Source organism: Pseudomonas sp. S1_G07, from assembly GCF_054668565.1.
In genome coordinates, this window is record NZ_CP162778.1 from 2,262,016 (window position 1) to 2,277,790 (window position 15,775).

General features: G+C 61.6%; 14 protein-coding genes. 8 read left to right on the plus strand and 6 right to left on the minus strand.

Annotated features, from left to right (window positions below; all coding sequences use genetic code 11):
- Nucleotides 1-44: 44 nt before the first annotated feature.
- The 5 genes from AB4O05_RS10260 to AB4O05_RS10280 all read right to left on the minus strand — a co-directional run bounded on the left by AB4O05_RS10260 (nt 45) and on the right by AB4O05_RS10280 (nt 8,540).
- Entirely contained in the window at nt 45-2,294 is a 2,250-nt protein-coding gene (locus tag AB4O05_RS10260) for a glycoside hydrolase family 3 N-terminal domain-containing protein (RefSeq protein ID WP_460131237.1), read from the minus strand.
- A 155-nt stretch (nt 2,295-2,449) separates the two neighbouring features.
- Complete coding sequence (locus tag AB4O05_RS10265) at nt 2,450-3,850, minus strand: ATP-binding protein (protein ID WP_460131236.1); 1,401 nt, start codon at nt 3,848-3,850, stop codon at nt 2,450-2,452.
- Nucleotides 3,847-5,661, minus strand: coding sequence for a DAHL domain-containing protein (locus tag AB4O05_RS10270; RefSeq protein WP_460131235.1), 1,815 nt, complete (start codon nt 5,659-5,661; stop codon nt 3,847-3,849). Before AB4O05_RS10270 ends, AB4O05_RS10265 begins: the two co-directional genes overlap by 4 nt.
- A 10-nt stretch (nt 5,662-5,671) precedes the next feature.
- A complete protein-coding gene (locus AB4O05_RS10275) occupies nt 5,672-6,601 on the minus strand; it encodes a cytochrome-c peroxidase (RefSeq protein ID WP_460164904.1) in 930 nt (309 codons plus the stop codon).
- A 64-nt stretch (nt 6,602-6,665) separates the two neighbouring features.
- Nucleotides 6,666-8,540, minus strand: a complete 1,875-nt coding sequence (locus AB4O05_RS10280) for a putative bifunctional diguanylate cyclase/phosphodiesterase (protein WP_460131234.1) — start codon at nt 8,538-8,540, stop codon at nt 6,666-6,668.
- A 222-nt stretch (nt 8,541-8,762) separates the two neighbouring features.
- On the opposite strand from AB4O05_RS10280, the gene AB4O05_RS10285 reads away from it, so the two are divergent.
- Genes AB4O05_RS10285 through AB4O05_RS10295 form a run of 3 tightly spaced genes read left to right on the plus strand, consistent with a single transcriptional unit; the run spans nt 8,763 to nt 11,038 of the window.
- The gene (locus AB4O05_RS10285; protein WP_460131232.1) at nt 8,763-10,064 is read left to right on the plus strand and encodes an HD domain-containing phosphohydrolase; all 1,302 of its coding nucleotides are present in this window, start codon (nt 8,763-8,765) and stop codon (nt 10,062-10,064) included.
- Nucleotides 10,065-10,112: 48 nt separating this feature from the next.
- Nucleotides 10,113-10,526, plus strand: a complete 414-nt coding sequence (locus tag AB4O05_RS10290) for an NUDIX hydrolase (RefSeq protein ID WP_460131231.1) — start codon at nt 10,113-10,115, stop codon at nt 10,524-10,526.
- 5 nt (nt 10,527-10,531) lie between these two features.
- Complete coding sequence (locus AB4O05_RS10295) at nt 10,532-11,038, plus strand: N-acetyltransferase family protein (RefSeq protein WP_460131229.1); 507 nt, start codon at nt 10,532-10,534, stop codon at nt 11,036-11,038.
- A 94-nt stretch (nt 11,039-11,132) separates the two neighbouring features.
- Here the strand turns inward: AB4O05_RS10295 and metR are convergent, their stop codons facing one another.
- Nucleotides 11,133-12,050 (minus strand): transcriptional regulator MetR, encoded by a 918-nt coding sequence (gene metR, locus AB4O05_RS10300; RefSeq protein WP_460131228.1) that lies wholly within the window; start codon nt 12,048-12,050, stop codon nt 11,133-11,135.
- Between the two features lie 182 nt (nt 12,051-12,232).
- Between metR and AB4O05_RS10305 the strand changes: the two genes are divergently transcribed.
- The 5 genes from AB4O05_RS10305 (at nt 12,233) to AB4O05_RS10325 (ending at nt 15,773) form a co-directional block, all read left to right on the plus strand.
- The gene (locus tag AB4O05_RS10305; RefSeq protein WP_460131226.1) at nt 12,233-13,252 is read left to right on the plus strand and encodes an alpha/beta fold hydrolase; all 1,020 of its coding nucleotides are present in this window, start codon (nt 12,233-12,235) and stop codon (nt 13,250-13,252) included.
- A 54-nt stretch (nt 13,253-13,306) separates the two neighbouring features.
- Nucleotides 13,307-13,960 carry a DsbA family oxidoreductase gene (locus AB4O05_RS10310; RefSeq protein ID WP_460131225.1) on the plus strand — a complete coding sequence of 218 codons (654 nt, stop codon included), beginning with the start codon at nt 13,307-13,309 and terminating at the stop codon, nt 13,958-13,960.
- Nucleotides 13,961-14,074: 114 nt separating this feature from the next.
- Complete coding sequence (locus AB4O05_RS10315) at nt 14,075-14,995, plus strand: arginase family protein (protein ID WP_460131224.1); 921 nt, start codon at nt 14,075-14,077, stop codon at nt 14,993-14,995.
- Nucleotides 14,992-15,372, plus strand: a complete 381-nt coding sequence (locus tag AB4O05_RS10320) for a DMT family transporter (protein WP_460131223.1) — start codon at nt 14,992-14,994, stop codon at nt 15,370-15,372. The genes AB4O05_RS10315 and AB4O05_RS10320 overlap by 4 nt, the downstream gene beginning before the upstream one ends.
- Complete coding sequence (locus tag AB4O05_RS10325; RefSeq protein ID WP_460131221.1) at nt 15,369-15,773, plus strand: DMT family transporter; 405 nt, start codon at nt 15,369-15,371, stop codon at nt 15,771-15,773. Before AB4O05_RS10320 ends, AB4O05_RS10325 begins: the two co-directional genes overlap by 4 nt.
- Nucleotides 15,774-15,775 lie beyond the last annotated feature (2 nt).

Genomic DNA, 15,775 nt, shown 5'->3' on the forward strand with positions numbered 1-15,775 from the left:
CATTCTGCGCCTGTCGGGAAAGCCGGGACAACCTGTCGGACTACTCAGTCCACGTTTATCGGTGGAGCGGACAGGTGCGGTACAGACAGCTTGCGGCTGTCGGTGACGTCGAAACGGGCCTGGTTATCGGTGGTCGAGTCTGGACCGATGAACACGGTGAAAGTACCGGCTTCTACCTGCGGCGAAAAATCGGTTCCCAGTAAGGCAAAGTCCTGTTGGTCCAGGGTGAAGGTCACATGTCGCGCCTCGCCGGGCGCCAAGTGCACTTTGCGAAAGCCGCGTAATTGGCGGACTGGGCGGGTCACGCTGGCCACATCATCGCGCAGGTACAACTGCACGATTTCATCACCTGGGCGCGCGCCGGTATTGGTGACAGTCACGGTGACGGTCAACGTTTGGGTCGATGCCAGCCGTTGGGCGCTGAGCCGCGGCGCCGAGTAGCTGAACGAGGTGTAGCTCAAGCCGAAGCCGAAGGGATACAGCGGGGTCCAGGGCATATCGATGTAGGCGGACGCGAAAGCGCCATCGTCGGTGGGTGGTCGTCCGGTGTTCTTGTGTGCGTAATACAGGGGGATCTGCCCCACGCTGCGGGGGAAGGTGATCGGCAGTTTGCCACTGGGGTTCACATCGCCGAACAGCACATCCGCCACCGCGTGGCCCATTTCGCTGCCCAGCAGCCAGGTTTCAAGCAGGGCGGGCGCCTGTTGCACCGTCTTCGAGAGCACCAGCGGGCGGCCATTCATCAAGACAATCACCACCGGTTTGCCGGTTTGCACAAGCGCCTGCAACAGAGCCTCCTGGGCGCCGGGCAGGCCCAGTTCGGTGCGACTGCGGTTTTCGCCGCTTTGGTCAGCGGTCTCGCCGAGCACGGCAATCACGACGTCAGCGTCGCGTGCGGCCCGCTGCGCCGCCGGGATGTGCTGAATATCCGGGCTGAGCGGGGAAGCGCCGGGTTGATAGACCACGTCGGTGCCGGGGGCCACGGCCTTTTGAATACCTTTTAATACGGTGATCGAGTCGCCAGGGCGGCCGGCTAAAGCCCATGGCCCGAGCGTAGCGTCGGCGTCGTTGGCCAGGCTGCCCACCACCAGCAACTTGCGTGGATGTTTGGACAGCGGCAGCAACGCGCCGGCGTTTTTCAACAGGACAATCGACTGTTGAGCCGCCTCGCGGGCGAGGGCGCGATGTTGCGGGGTCATGACGCTGGCGCGCTCCCTGGTCGCGTCACTGTAGCGGTAGGGGTCGTCAAACAGTCCCAGGCGCTCTTTGATCTTCAGTATGCGGCGCACAGCCTCATCCACCGCCGCCAGCGGAACCTGGCCGTTGCGCACCAGGGTGGGCAGGTGTTGGCGGTAGGTCTGGCTGGCCATTTCTATGTCCACGCCGGCATTGAACGCCAGCCGAGCCGCGTCGGTCGGGCTCCCTGCGATGCCTTGTGGGATCAGTTCCCACACGGCGTTGAAGTCACTGACGATCAGGCCGGTGAACCCCCACTGATGGCGTAGCAGATGGGTGAGCAGGGCGGTATGGCTGTGCATTGGAACGCCGGCCAGCTCATTGAACGAGGGCATGATTGCATCGACACCTGCCGCCACTGCCGCCTGGAAGGGCGGCAAATAGACTTCCCTCAGGGTGCGCTCCGATAGATCGGCCAGGTTGTAGTCGCGCCCGCTCTCTGCCGCGCCGTAGGCGACAAAATGTTTTGCCGTCGCGATCATCGACGACGTGTCAGGTGCCCCAGCGCCATGAAATCCGCGTACCCGCGCACTCGCCAGGACGGAGCCCAGGAACGGATCTTCACCGGCGCCTTCCACCACGCGTCCCCAGCGTGGATCACGGGCAATATCGACCATGGGGGCAAAGGTCCAATGCACGCCACTGGCAGTGGCTTCGACGGCTGCCGCGCGCGCGGTGCGTTGCGCCAGCTCAGGGTTCCAGGCCGCGGCTTCTGCCAGCGGCACCGGAAACACGGTGCGAAAGCCATGAATGACATCGAAGGCGAACAACAGCGGGATATGCAGGCGCGAGCCGTTCACGACCTGCGCCTGCAACTGGCGGGTCTGTTCGACCCCGTATGCGCCGAGGACCGAGCCGACCAACGCGATGGGCATTTGATCAAGCTCGCCTCTATCGATTGTGGGGCCGGTCGGGGTGTCCTGGACACCGAGTTGGCTGAGCTGGCCGACTTTTTCTTCCAGTGTCATGTGTGCCAGCAGTTGTTCCACCCGATCGTCTTGCGCAATAGCCAGCAACGGCAAGCTGATAAACAACACCAATGCCAAACGAACAAACATAAGGGCCTTCCATGGGCGATGTGTTTGTCATTGAGTGTTTGTTACGCGGACAACAGCGTCTACTGTCAGAACTGACAGGGTGCGGCGCATTTTAGATAAACGGTAGGGTCGCCAGGTGCCGTGCAGGTGCGCTTCCAGCAAGCGTCAGGCATGCCCTACGCCGCCGTCTGCCGAATCGGCAACACCACCCTGAACGTGGTGCCTTTGCCCTGCTCGCTACGCACGGAGATGTCGCCATGGTGTTTCTTGACGATGCCGTAGGAGAGTGACAACCCCAGCCCCGTGCCTTCGCCCACCGGCTTGGTGGTGAAGAACGGATCGAAGATTTTCTGCAGGGTCTGCGGTGCAATCCCGCAACCATTGTCCGCCACTTCCAGCCATACGTTCTCGCCTTCCACGCCATTGCTGATGGTGATGGTGCCGCGCTCCGGCCCCATGGCTTGGGCGGCATTGATCACCAGGTTCATCACCACTTGATTGAGCTGCGAGGCCAGGCATTCGATTTCCGGCAGCGGCGTGTAATGCTTGATCACATCGGCCTTGTACTTGAGTTCGCTGGCCACGATATTGAGCGTCGAGTCGATGCCTTGTTGCAGGTTGGCCCATTGCCAGGTCTGGTCGTTGTCGACGCGCGAGAAGTTCTTCAGGTCCTTGACGATCTGTTCCACGCGGCCAATGCCTTCCTTGGATTCCTTGATCAGGATGGGGATGTCTTCCTTGAGGTAATCCAGCTCCAGCTCGTTGCGCAGGCGCTTGAGCTGCTCGCGTTGTTCGGCGGGCGCAAGGTGTTCTTCGGCTTGTTGGTAAGCCTGCAGCATCTGTTGCAACTGGCTGAAGTAGCCGTCGAGGGTGCTCAGGTTGGATGAGATGAAGCCCACCGGGTTATTGATCTCGTGCGCCACGCCCGCCGCCAGTTGGCCCAGCGAGGCGAGTTTTTCCGACTGCACCAGTTGGCTTTCCAGTTGCTTGCGTTCGTCGATCTCCAGTTGCAGCGCCTCGCTGGCCTGGGTCAGCGCTTGGGTGCGCTGCACCACCAATTGTTCCAGGTGGCTGGTTTGCAGCGAGGCGCGGCGCGCCATGTCCCATTTACTGGACAGGGTATTGGCCATCTGTTGGACTTCGATGTTGTCGAAGGGCTTTTTCAGGATCAGCAAACGGTCATGGCCGTTGAGGCGGAACAGCAGCTCATCCCAGGAGTAATCGGTATAGGCCGTGCACACCACCACTTGCAGGCCGGGGTCGACTTTCCATAATTCTTCGATGGTCTTGGCGCCGTCCCAGCCCTGGGGCATGCGCATGTCGACAAACGCCAGTGCGTAAGGGGTTTTTTCCTCCATCGCGCAGGTGAGCAATTGCAAGCCCTCTTCGCCACCGTATGCCGAGTGCAAGTCGAAGGTCTTGGCGGCGGGCTTGCTGGTTTCGCCGAACAGCGCCGACTCCATGTCATCCAGAACCTGGTTCGCTTCGATGGCGGGCATGAGGATCTTGCGAAAATCGTCGTGAATCGACGGTGTGTCATCGATCAGCAGGATGCGCCGATTGGGGGGCTGGTTCATGCGGGGCTTCCGGCAGGGGTAAGAGGGATCGTCAAGGTAAAGACTGCGCCGTGGCCAGGCCCGTCACTGTGGGCGACGAGTTGGCCATTCATTTCAATCGCCGCCAGGGCACAGCTGTGCAGGCCGAAACCGTGGCCTTCTTTACGGGTGGTAAAACCGTGGGTAAAGATCCGGGCCATATTCTCGGCGGGGATGCCTTCGCCGTCGTCCTTGACGCTGATTTGCAGGGTGTTGTCTTCCCCTGGCTGCACCGACAGCGTCATTTGCCGTGGCCGGTCGGTGAGGTTGGACATGGCGTACTTGGCGTTGCTGATCAGGTTGACCATGATCAACAGCAAGCGGTGTTTGTCCGCGAGGATTTCCGGCACCTGCCCATAGTGCTTGACCACCGTCACATTGTGGCGGCTCAGCGCGCCCGCGTTCATGCGCAGGGCGTCTTCCATCAGGGTGCTGATCTGTACCGGCTCCTTGAGGGTGGCGGCGCCCGCATAGGACTGTTGGGTGGAAACGATGTCCTTGATGTGGTCGACGCTCTTGCTCAGTTGCGCCAGCTCATCGGTCATGCCTTGCTGTTCGACGGCAATGGCCTCCACCAACTGGTTCAGGTAACCGGGCAGCAGCTTGCCTTTTTCATCCTCGGTCAGGAATGTACCCAGGTCGCCCGGGTGCTCGTTGATCAACTGCATGGCTTTGCCCAGGCCCAGCGCCTTGCTGCTGCGCAGTTTGCGGGTGACCAGGTCGGCGGAGATATTTACGCTGTTGAGCACGTTGCCGACGTTGTGCAGCACGTTGGTGGCGATCTCCGCCATGCCGGCCTGGCGAGCGCTGTCCATCAGCTCGGTTTGAGCATTCTTGAGCTGTTGCGTGCGCCGCTCTACACGCTGTTCCAGCGTTTCGTTGGCGGCGTGCAAGGCGCGGTTGACCCGGTTGATCTCGGCGAAGCTGCGCAGCAGGTGAATAGCCAGGTAAAGCAACAGCACCACCAGTAGGGTCGAGAAAATCAGCAGATAACGGTGGTACTTATGATCGATAAGGTCAGCCGCCTGTTGATCCTGATTGAGGTGGGTGGTCAGGTTGTCCAGATGCTCGGCCACGGGGACGGCGGCAATTCGTTCGAGCAGGCTGTTGACCACCGGCTGTTCACGCAGGATCAGCGCAATGTGGTTACTGAGGATGTCCACCGGCGCCTGGAATTCATTCGGCAGCCGTTCCTTGTTGATCGCCAGTTTGCCCAGGCCCACCACAATATCGGCAGCTCGCTCTTCGCTGGTGACTTGAGCGAACTCCAGGCTGCTGAGCAACAGGTCGTAGGTGTCGATGACCACACTTTGCAATTGCAGGCGGTCTTCATCGTTAAAACGGTTGAACTGGGCCTGGATGTCGTCCTCGGCGGTCGGCAAAAACGCCAGTGAGTTGCGCAGTACCGCGTTGTGCGATTTGAATTGCTCCACCAACCGCGCCTTTTCCTGAATCGAGGCCTGGTACGCCTCTCTGCTGGCCTGCCAGCGGTTCAGGTCCTGGGGGTTGTGGTAGATATCACGGCTTTCCAGTTGGCCCCAGAGTTGGGTCATCTCCACGAGCGGTCTGACCAGGGGGTCGTAATTATGGGTGATGGCGACCCGTGCCTTGAGTACCTCGCTGTCCCATTGGGCATTGAGTTGCTGCAACTGGCGGATCAAGTCCCGCGACTGGGTGTAGCTGGCGGTCTGGTCGCGGGACGACTTGAGGTACAGATACACCAGCATCGAGGCCAGCAACACGCTGATCAGGCCAAGCATTACTTGGGTGGAGCGGCGATGGGACAACGTCATGGCGGTACGCTCATAGAGGCTTGCCCGACCATTTACCGGTCAGGGTTTTGAGAAACTGGACAATCAGGTCCTTATCCTCCGGTGAGGGGATGCGCCCCAGTTGGAACGTGAACATCACGCTCACCGCTTCTTCCAGGGTCTTGGCCGAGGCGTTGTGGAAATACGGCGCGGTGACCGCAACGTTGCGCAGGCTCGGCACCTTGAACACGTAACGATCTTCTTCATCCTTGGTCAGCAGGTAGCGCCCCAGGTCTGATTCGACGGGGTTGCCGCGCGTCTTGAAGTAGTCCCTCATCACGCCGAACTTCTGGAACATGTTGCCGCCGATGTTCACGCCCTGGTGACAGGCAATGCAGCCGTAGTCCTTGAAACGCTGGTAGCCGTACTTTTCCTGGCGCGTCAGCACGTCGGTGTTGCCCAGCAGGTATTGGTCAAACCGCGAGTCGGGCGTCAGCAATGTGCGTTCATAGGTGGCCAGGGCGTTTTGCACATTGGCGGCGGTGACACCGTCGGGGTAGGCCTGCTGGAACGCCGCCTGGTAGGCGGGCAGGGCGGAGAGGTTCTGTACCACGGTTTTCCAGTCGCTGCCCATTTCCACCGGGCTGATGACCACCTGTTCCACCTGTGCTTCCAGCGTATCGACGCGGCCGTTCCAGAACTGCTTGAAACTCAGGCTGGCATTGAACACGGAAGGGGTGTTGAGCTCCACGGGCTTGCCGTCGAAGCCGATGGAGAACGCTTTGTTGTCGGCGCCGCCGGACTCGAGGCGATGGCAGCTGGCACAGGACAACGTGTTATTGACCGACAGGCGCGGTTCATTGAACAACTGGCGCCCCAGCTCGACTTTGGCCGGGTCCAGCGCGGGAACCGCCGGCAACGGCTTGAGCGCCTCATCGAGTGGCGCCGCCATCAGCGGGGGGGCCGTGCCCGCGCACAGCATGAATACAAGGCCGAAACGGTAAATCGAGACTTCGCTCAAGCGAGCACTCCTTGCAGGCATGGGGCTATGGGCCGGGCATCAGCAGGGGGCTATCCACTTGCAGCAGTTGGGCAAAATCCTTCGCCGTGACTGCCTTGCTGAACAGAAAACCCTGGCCCTCTTCACACTGCAGGGTTTTCAGGAAGTTCAACTGTTCGACGGTCTCCACTCCTTCGGCAATGATGCTCAGCTCCAGGCTCCTGCCCATGCCGATGATAGCGCTGATCAACTGCGCGTCCTGGCTGTTTTCGTGCAGCCCCTGCACGAATGACTGGTCGATTTTCAATACATCAATAGGAAAGCGTCGCAGGTAGCTGAGGCTGGAGTAGCCCGTGCCGAAGTCATCCAGGGCCAGGCGCACGCCCATGGCCTTGATCCTGTTCAGCATCTGGACCGTATCATCGACATTCTGCATCAGCACTCTTTCGGTGATTTCCAGTTCCAGCAAGGTCGCGGGCAGTCCGGTTTCGTTCAGGATCGCTGCCAGCTTGTCGACAAAGTCATGCTGGCGCAAGTCGATGGCCGAGATGTTCACCGAGATACGCAGCGAGGCCAGGCCCATGGTTCGCCAGGCTTGTACCTGTTCGCAGGCGTGGCGCAACACCCACTGGGTCAGGGGGACGATCAGCCCGCTGTCTTCGGCCACGGGGATGAAATCGGCCGGGTTGACCCAACCCGTGCGCGGCTGGAACCAACGGATCAACGCCTCCGCACCGACGATGCGCCCGGATTTCAGATCCAGCTTGGGCTGGTAGTGCACGGCAAACTCGTCGTGCTCCAGCGCATGGCGAATCGCGCTTTCCAGGAGCTGTTGGCGCTGGGCGCGCAGGTTCATGTCTTCGGTGTAAAAGCTGAAGTCGTCCGCGCCGCGCTCCTTGCTGGTGTGCATGGCGGTTTCGGCGTGCTTGAGCAGTTCCACGGCATTGCCGCTGTCATTGGGGTAAATACCGATGCCCAGGCTGGCGGTAACGCTCAGGTCATGCCCCGCGACATGCCGGGTCGCGCTGATGGCCTTAAGTACTTTTTGCGCGATGTGCCGGGTTTGCTGGGGGTGTAGCACGTCGTTGAGCAGGATCACGAATTCGTCGGAGCCATAGCGAAACACCGAGTCCGACTCGCGTACTGCCGCTACCAGGTCGTGGCTGACCTGCTGGAGCACCTCATCACCCACCGGGTAGCCCAAGGCGTTGTTGATGCGCTTGAAGCGGTCGAGACCGATGAACATCACCGCCAGCTGCGTGTCATGTCGCCGGCCCAGGGCAATGGCCTGTGTCAGGCGGTCGCCCAGCAGCGTGCTGTTGGGCAACTCCGTGAGCACGTCGTAGTGCAACAGGTGCGAGACCTTCAACAGTTCCTGTACGCGCTCTTCGATGGTGCGTTCCAGCCCCGTCACCTTGAGCGCGATGTCCTGGGCAAGTTGCCATTTCCAGGTCAGGGCGCTGGCCATCTGGCGGATTTCCAGGTGGTCGAAGGGCTTTTTCAGGATCAGCAGTTGGTCGTTGTATTTCAACCGCGCTTCGATCGCTTCGAAGGAATAGTCGGAATACGCGGTGCACAGGGCGATCTGCAGGTTGGGATCGACGTTCCATAGCTGTTCGATGGTTTGCAGCCCATCCCAGCCAGGCGGCATGCGCATGTCGATAAACACCATGGCATACGGGGCGTCGTCCGCCAGGGCGCGGTTTACCAGCGCCAAGGCTTCCTGGCCCTGGTAGGCGGAGTCCAGCACGAAGGCCTGGCGCACGGTGGTCGTGGCGCCGAACAGGGTTTCTTCAAGGCTGTCCAGCGACTGTTCGCTGCTGGCGTCGGCACACAGGATCTTGCGAAAGTCCTCATGGATCGACGCGGTGTCGTCGACGATCAGAATACGCCGGTTGGCCCGCACGGAGTCCGGGGTCATGGCGCACGGCGCAACGGTGAAAGGTTCGAGGGCATAGCGGTTGTTCCTTCCCTGGGTTTACCTTTGAGCGGAACGCTGACGGGCTATCACAGCATAGTCCAGCTCCCTTGAATTCGACGGCCAGTTGGCGTCAAATCAACTCCGCGCCTTACGCGACGGAAGACGACTTGGCACGCAGGCTCAATTTAGCTCAATTCAGTTTAATTTGAAGGCGCAGTAGGCATGGATGAACAACTCGCTACGAAACCCACTATTTTGCTGGTCGACGACGAAGAGTCGATCCTCAACAGCCTGCGTCGCCTGTTGCGCGGCCAGCCTTTTGAGGTCGTGCTGGCCGGCGGCGGTGCCCAGGCCCTGGAGATCATGGCGGCGCAGCCCATCGACCTGGTCATGAGCGATGCGCGCATGCCCGGTATGGACGGTGCGCAGTTGCTGGCCGAAGTCCATCGGCTCTACCCCGGTACCAGCCGCATCCTGCTGACCGGGTACGCCGACCTGCCGACGATCATCAAGGCGATCAACGAAGGCCAGATCCACCGGTATATCGGCAAACCCTGGAACGACGACGAACTCAAGCTGATCCTGCAGCAGGCCCTGGCGCATCAGCGCCTGGAGCGCCTGACCCATGAGCAGAACGACCAGCTCAAACAGTTGAACGCCACCCTGGAAAAGCGCGTCGAGGCGCGCACCAGCGAATTGCAGCAGACCGCCGACATGCTCGACCTGGCCTACGAAGAGCTCAAGCGCAGCTACGTGACCGGCACCGAGGTGTTTTCGCTGTTGGCCAACCTGCGCCTGCCCAAGAACAAACAGACCAACCGCGCGCTGATCGAACTGGTACGCGTGTATTGCGCCGCCCAGTGCATCGATGAAGCCAGCTCGCGCGACCTGGCGATGGCCGCCGCGCTGTACAACATCGGTAAGCTGAGCTGGAGCGACAGCATGCTGATCGAGCCGGCCGACCGGCTGCACAGCACCGACCGCGAACGCTACCGCAGCTATCCGACCCAGAGCGAATCGCTGCTGATGACCCTGGAGCCGATGAAGGATGCGGCGCGTCTGATTCGGCACCACCAGGAGCGCTGGGATGGCAGCGGTTTTCCCGACCACCTCAAGGGCGAGGCCATTCCATTCGGATCGCGCCTGCTGAAACTGGCGGTGGATTTCATCGAGTTGCAGAAAGGCCTGATCCTTGAGCGGCAGATGAACAGCGATGAGGCGTTGTTGTACATCCGCAAATACGCCGGGCGCCTTTACGATCCCGAGTTGATCGAGGACTTTGTGCTGGCCTGTGCCGCGTTTCTCAGCGATGTGACCCTGGGCGACCCGAACGTCAAGGTGTTGACCACCCGTGAACTGGAAGACGGCATGGTCCTGGCGCGCAACCTCAACGCCGATAACGGCATGTTGCTGCTCAACGCCGGCAAGGTGCTGAACCTGCCGCTGGTGGACAAGCTGATTGCGTTCGAGGCCATGGAAGGCGCCAAGTACAGCGTATTTATCAAGGAACCGGACGAGGCTTGAACCGGGCTCCATCACTGTCCATCTTTTGAATTCAAGGCTTTCACTGTTATGCCCATGACTATTCGTATCGCCGCTGCCCTGCTGATCGGTGGCAACGGTCAAACCCTGCTGGTGCGCAAGCGCGGCACCCAGGCCTTCATGCAACCCGGCGGCAAGATCGACGCCGGCGAACACGCCGCCCAAGCCCTGGCCCGTGAGCTGCACGAAGAGCTGAACCTGCGTATTGCTCCAAGCGACGCGGTCTACCTCGGGACGTTTTCGGCGCCTGCCGCCAATGAGCCGGGGTTCACCGTGCAAGCCGAGCTGTTCCAGGTGCGGATCGACGTGGCGGTCACCCCGGCCGCCGAAATCGAAGAGGTGCGCTGGATCGACCCCGCCGGTGACGGCGGCCTGGTGTTGGCGCCCTTGACCCGTGACCAGATCCTGCCGTTCTATCGCGCGTCACTGAACACGCCGGCCTGACGCGCATGATGATCCGGGGGCTGGGGGCCAAGGATGCCGAGGCCTACCGGGCATTGATGCTGGAGGCGTACGGCGAGTACCCCCAAGCGTTTACCTCCAGCGTGGCCGAGCGCGCGTTGATGCCATTGAGTTGGTGGGAAAAGCGCCTGGACAACCCGCTGGATCGGCTGCTCGGCGGGTTTGACGCGGATCGGCTGGTGGGCATTGTGGGTCTTGCGTTCGAACCTCGGGAAAAGGCGCGGCACAAGGTGACATTGTTCGGCATGTACGTGAACGCCGCGTATCAGCGGCAAGGCCTGGGCCTTAAACTGATGAAGGCGGCGTTTGCCGAAGCGCGCCAACATGCACGCCTCAAGGTCATTCAACTGACCGTCACCGCCAGCAACGACGCAGCGCTTGCGCTCTACCGGCGCTGCGGCTTTATCCAGTACGGCCTGGAGCCGCTGGCGGTGCGGGTGGGCATGGAATACTTCGACAAGCTCCACCTGTGGCGCGAACTCAAGATTGACTGAGCGTGCACGTTGCAACTTGGTCGATGTGGGGGGCTTGCTGTTGTGAGAGGGGCTTATTCTGGGGCGGGGCACTGAGAATTCAAATTGGGGCTGCTCACCGCACCGCACTCACCCCATCCAGCGTCGAAAACGAGGTGTCCTTGGCCGTCAGCAGAAAGTCGCGCATATACGGCGCGTCCAGCATGTCGGCGCGAATGCCTGCGTACAACGTCGCAAACAGTCCTTTCTCGCCCAGGCGCTTGGCCTTCACATAGCCGCGCGAGCTGTATTCATGCAGCGCCCAATGCGGCATGCCGCACACGCCGCGACCGCTGGCCACCAGTTGCATCATCATCACCGTCAATTCCGACGTGCGTACTTGCGCCGGCTCCACATCGGCCGGTTCCAGGAAGCGAGTGAAGATGTCCAGGCGGTCGCGCTCCACCGGGTAGGTAATCAGGGTTTCGCTCAGCAGGTCCTCGGGCACGATGTACGACTTGTGCGCCAGCGCATGCTGGTTGGCCACGGCCAGCATCGCTTCGTAGGTAAACAGTGGCACGTAGGTGATGCCCGGCAGCTCCAGCGGGTCGGAGGTGACCACCAGGTCCAGGTCGCCACGGGCCAGGGCCGGCAGCGGCGCAAAGGCAAACCCGGACGCCAGGTCCAGTTCGACTTCCGGCCAGGCATCGCGGAACTGATCGATGGTCGGCATCAGCCATTGGAAGCAGCTGTGGCATTCGATCGCCATGTGCAAGCGCCCGGCAGTACCACCGGCCAGGCGCGCAATATCGCGCTCGGCGCCGCGCAGCAGGGGCAGGGTGGCGTCGGCCAGTTGCAGCAGGCGCAGGCCGGCGCTGGTGAAGCGCAGCGGTTTGGTCTTGCGCACGAACAGCTGCATGCCCAGGCGCTCTTCCAGCTCCTTGAACTGATGGGACAGCGCCGATTGCGTCAGGTGCAGGCGCTCGGCGGCTTCCACCAGGCTGTCGGCTTCGCGCAGGGCGTGCAGGGTCTTGAGGTGACGGATCTCGAGCACGGGCTCTCCATGAAGATAATTTGTGATCAAGTTGGATTGCGTGAGTCTGTCTCATGTTGCGAGGCCTGTCGACCACGACCATCGGGCACTCTTCATCAAACTGTCATGGAAGTGTGGCAGCGCGCTTGAACAAACTTCATCAGACTCGCGCTCTACTGGGGTTCTGCGTTTCGGTGTTTTTCATGCGTGTGTTGCTTTTACTGGCCGCTTTCTTATTCGGCCTGCCGTCTTTTGCGGCTTCTCGATGTGACGTCAATGTCCCGACCCAAACGGTCGACCTGGCTCAGGTCAGCATTGCCTACCAGAGTATCGGTCGTGCCTCCGACCCGGCCTTGCTGCTGGTGATGGGCCTGGGCGGCCAGTTGATCCACTGGCCGGACGAAGTGGTCGTCGCCCTGTGCCAACAAGGCTTTCGGGTGATCCGCTACGACAACCGCGACGTCGGCCTGTCCACCTGGCGCCAGGCCCCGGCCAGCGCCAACCTCACCTTTGAAGTGCTGCGCTACAAACTCGGCCTGCCGGTGGCGGCGCCGTACACCCTGACCGACATGGCCGACGACGCCCTGGGGCTGATGGATGCGTTGCAGATCCAGCAATTCCACGTACTCGGCGCGAGCATGGGCGGGATGATCGCCCAGCACCTGGCGGCCATGGCACCGCAGCGGGTCGAGAGCCTCACCCTGATCATGACCAGCTCCGGCGCCGAAGGCCTGCCGGCGCCAAGTGCGGCGCTGGTGCAGTTGCTGTCACGGCGCGGCGCGCCCAACCGTGAAGTGGCCCTTGAGCAACAGGCCGACCTGTTGGCGGCGCTGGGCAGCCCGAATGTAAAGGATGATCGCCAGGCATTGCTGCACCAGGCGGCGCTGTCCTACGACCGTGCCTTCAACCCGGACGGCGTGAAGCGCCAGATCATGGCGATCCTCGCCGAGCCCAGCCGCGTGCCGCTGCTCAACCAGCTGCGCGTACCGACCCTGGTGGTGCACGGCACCGCCGACCCATTGTTGCCGGTGATGCACGGCGTGCACTTGGCCGCGCATATCCAGGGCAGCCAATTGAAGCTGATTCCCGGCATGGCCCATCGGTTTCAGGAAGCCTTCAAGGCACCGCTGCTGACGGCGGTATTGCCGTACCTGCAAGCCCATCGTGAAGATACTGCCCACTGGGCGCAGATTGATCCGGTGGCGCCTGCGAAGCTGTTGTGAGGTGGTGTATGGTGCGACTTTTACGGCGCAAGAATGCCAACGAGGTTGCCTGCCATGAGTACTCCCCTGAAAATCGATTTCGTCAGCGATGTGTCCTGCCCCTGGTGCATCATCGGCCTGCGCGGCCTGACCGAAGCCCTTGACCAACTGGGCGCCGAAGTGCAGGCCGAGATCCACTTCCAACCCTTCGAGCTGAACCCGAACATGCCCGCCGAAGGGCAGAACATTGTCGAGCACATCACCGAAAAATACGGATCGAGCGCCGAAGAGTCCCAGGCCAACCGCGCGCGCATCCGCGACATGGGCGCCGCGTTGGGCTTTGCCTTTCGCACCGACGGCCAGAGCCGCATCTACAACACCTTCGACGCTCATCGCCTGCTGCATTGGGCCGGGTTGGAAGGCTTGCAGTACAACCTCAAGGAAGCGCTGTTCAAGGCCTACTTCACCGATGGCCAGGACCCCTCCGATCACGCCACCCTGGCGATTATCGCCGAGAGCGTCGGCCTGGACCTTGCGCGCGCCGCCGAGATCCTCGCCAGCGATGAATATGCCGCCGAGGTACGTGAGCAAGAACAACTGTGGGTGTCCCGTGGCGTGAGCTCGGTGCCGACCATTGTGTTCAACGACCAGTACGCCGTCAGCGGCGGCCAGCCGGCCGAAGCCTTTGTCGGCGCGATTCGTCAGATCATCAACGAATCGCGCTCCTGACAGCGTTCTCATGTGGCGGGTGGCTTGCCTGACCCCTGGCCCGCCCCTTGCATTGTCCCCCTAAAGCCCATCCGGTCTGCGCATGGGCACTGCCATTAGGGGTGAAACATTACCTTGAATATTCTTGACCTCGACCACAGCCTGACGGGCCAGGCGCCGATTGCGCGGCGTTTGGCCAGTGGCCGTGCTACCCGCATCGATCTGCTGGACCTGGGCCCCAAACTGCGCCTGTGGTCCACCGAAAAAACCTGGAAGTGCTTCGTCGAACGCCTGGCCAAACGGCCCCGGCCCACGGACGCGCGCCCGGAAATCCTGTTTGTCGGCTCCGGCGATTATCACCACCTTACGCCGGCATTTCTCGCCGACCTCAAAGAACCGATCAGCCTGATCCACTTCGACAACCACCCCGACTGGGTGCGATTTGCGCCCAAGCGCCACTGTGGTTCGTGGGTCAACCGCGCGTTGAAAATGCCGGCGATCCAACGCATCGTCACCCTCGGCCCGTGCAGCGACGACCTGCACAACCCGCAACTGCGCGGCGGCAACCTCGGCGCCCTCACGCGTGGGCAATTGCAGCTGTTTCCCTGGCAGCACCCGCCCTCGAAAGTATGGGGCCGGGTAGGGGATGGCGCCGGTCACCAGCAGCAGGAAAACTACCTGCACTGGCGCAACCTGGCGGAGTTGGATTGGGCGGCGTTTCTTGAGCAGATGATCACCAGCCTGCCCACCGAGGCGATCTGGATCACCATCGACAAGGACGTGCTTGCCAATGAAGACGCCGCCACCAACTGGGACCAGGGCGGCATGCGCCTGACGCATCTGTTGCAAGCCCTGCGCGCGTTGGCCGCGCGTAAACGCATTATTGGCATCGACGTGTGCGGCGAGTTCGCCACGCCAGCATTCAGCAACGCATTCAAGCGCTGGGAGGCCAAGTCCGATCAGCCGTCGCCTGCGCGCTGGAGCGCCCAAGACTTGCAGCGCAACGCCGTGACCAATGAAGCCTTGATCGAGCTGTTTGAGGAGCTGTTCCCGTGACTTTGACCGTGGTGTTGCTGGTGGCGTTTTCCATCGTCCTCGATGTGATCGGCCAGTTGTGTTTCAAGCTCGGCCTGGACCGTTTGCCTGAACTGGCCGGCGGCTTTCGCCTGAAGGCGTTCTGGGGCCAGGTGTTCAATGCGCCGTTGTTGTGGGCCGGGATCGGCGCCTATGTCATTGAGTTTTTCGTCTGGCTCGAAGCCTTGTCCCGCGCGCCGCTGAGCCTGTTGTTTCCGGCGGCGGCGCTGGCGTATTGCGGGGTGGTGCTGGTGGGCAAGGTGGTGCTGGGCGAAACCGTCAGCCGGCGTCGCTGGCTGGGCACGTTGGTGATTACCTTTGGCGTGATGTTGGTGGCAATTGCAGGGAGTCAGGCATGAAGACGCAAACGATCAATGCGGGTTGGTTGCATGAGCGCCTGGGCACCGTGGTGTTGTGGGCCCTGTTGATTTGCACCGAGAGTGCCGGGCAGTTGTTTACCAAAGTCGCCGGTGACCAGTTGGGGCAGATGAATTTCGGCTGGTCATGGCTGGCCGATGTGGCGCGTAACCCGGCGATCCTGGCGGCGATTGCCTGCTACATCGGGGCATTCTTCGTGTGGATGCTGATCCTGCGGCGCAGCAGCCTGTCCCTGGCGTTCCCGTTGAGTTCGCTGGTGTTCGTGGCGGTGCTGCTCGGTTCGTGGCTGGGGCTGGGGGAACACATCAGCCCGCTGCACTGGGTGGGGGTGGCGGTGATCATCGCCGGCATCGCCCTGCTGGCCGAGGGCGAAGAGAACTGAAC

Bases quoted from the DNA above. Each gene is read 5' to 3' on its own strand.
- AB4O05_RS10260 (WP_460131237.1), bottom strand. From the start codon at position 2,294: ATGTTTGTTCGTTTGGCATTGGTGTTGTTTATCAGCTTGCCGTTGCTG.
- AB4O05_RS10265 (WP_460131236.1), bottom strand. From the start codon at position 3,850: ATGAACCAGCCCCCCAATCGGCGCATCCTGCTGATCGATGACACACCG.
- AB4O05_RS10270 (WP_460131235.1), bottom strand. From the start codon at position 5,661: ATGACGTTGTCCCATCGCCGCTCCACCCAAGTAATGCTTGGCCTGATC.
- AB4O05_RS10275 (WP_460164904.1), bottom strand. From the start codon at position 6,601: ATGCTGTGCGCGGGCACGGCCCCCCCGCTGATGGCGGCGCCACTCGAT.
- AB4O05_RS10280 (WP_460131234.1), bottom strand. From the start codon at position 8,540: ATGACCCCGGACTCCGTGCGGGCCAACCGGCGTATTCTGATCGTCGAC.
- AB4O05_RS10285 (WP_460131232.1), top strand. From the start codon at position 8,763: ATGGATGAACAACTCGCTACGAAACCCACTATTTTGCTGGTCGACGAC.
- AB4O05_RS10290 (WP_460131231.1), top strand. From the start codon at position 10,113: ATGCCCATGACTATTCGTATCGCCGCTGCCCTGCTGATCGGTGGCAAC.
- AB4O05_RS10295 (WP_460131229.1), top strand. From the start codon at position 10,532: ATGATGATCCGGGGGCTGGGGGCCAAGGATGCCGAGGCCTACCGGGCA.
- AB4O05_RS10305 (WP_460131226.1), top strand. From the start codon at position 12,233: ATGCGTGTGTTGCTTTTACTGGCCGCTTTCTTATTCGGCCTGCCGTCT.
- AB4O05_RS10310 (WP_460131225.1), top strand. From the start codon at position 13,307: ATGAGTACTCCCCTGAAAATCGATTTCGTCAGCGATGTGTCCTGCCCC.
- AB4O05_RS10325 (WP_460131221.1), top strand. From the start codon at position 15,369: ATGAAGACGCAAACGATCAATGCGGGTTGGTTGCATGAGCGCCTGGGC.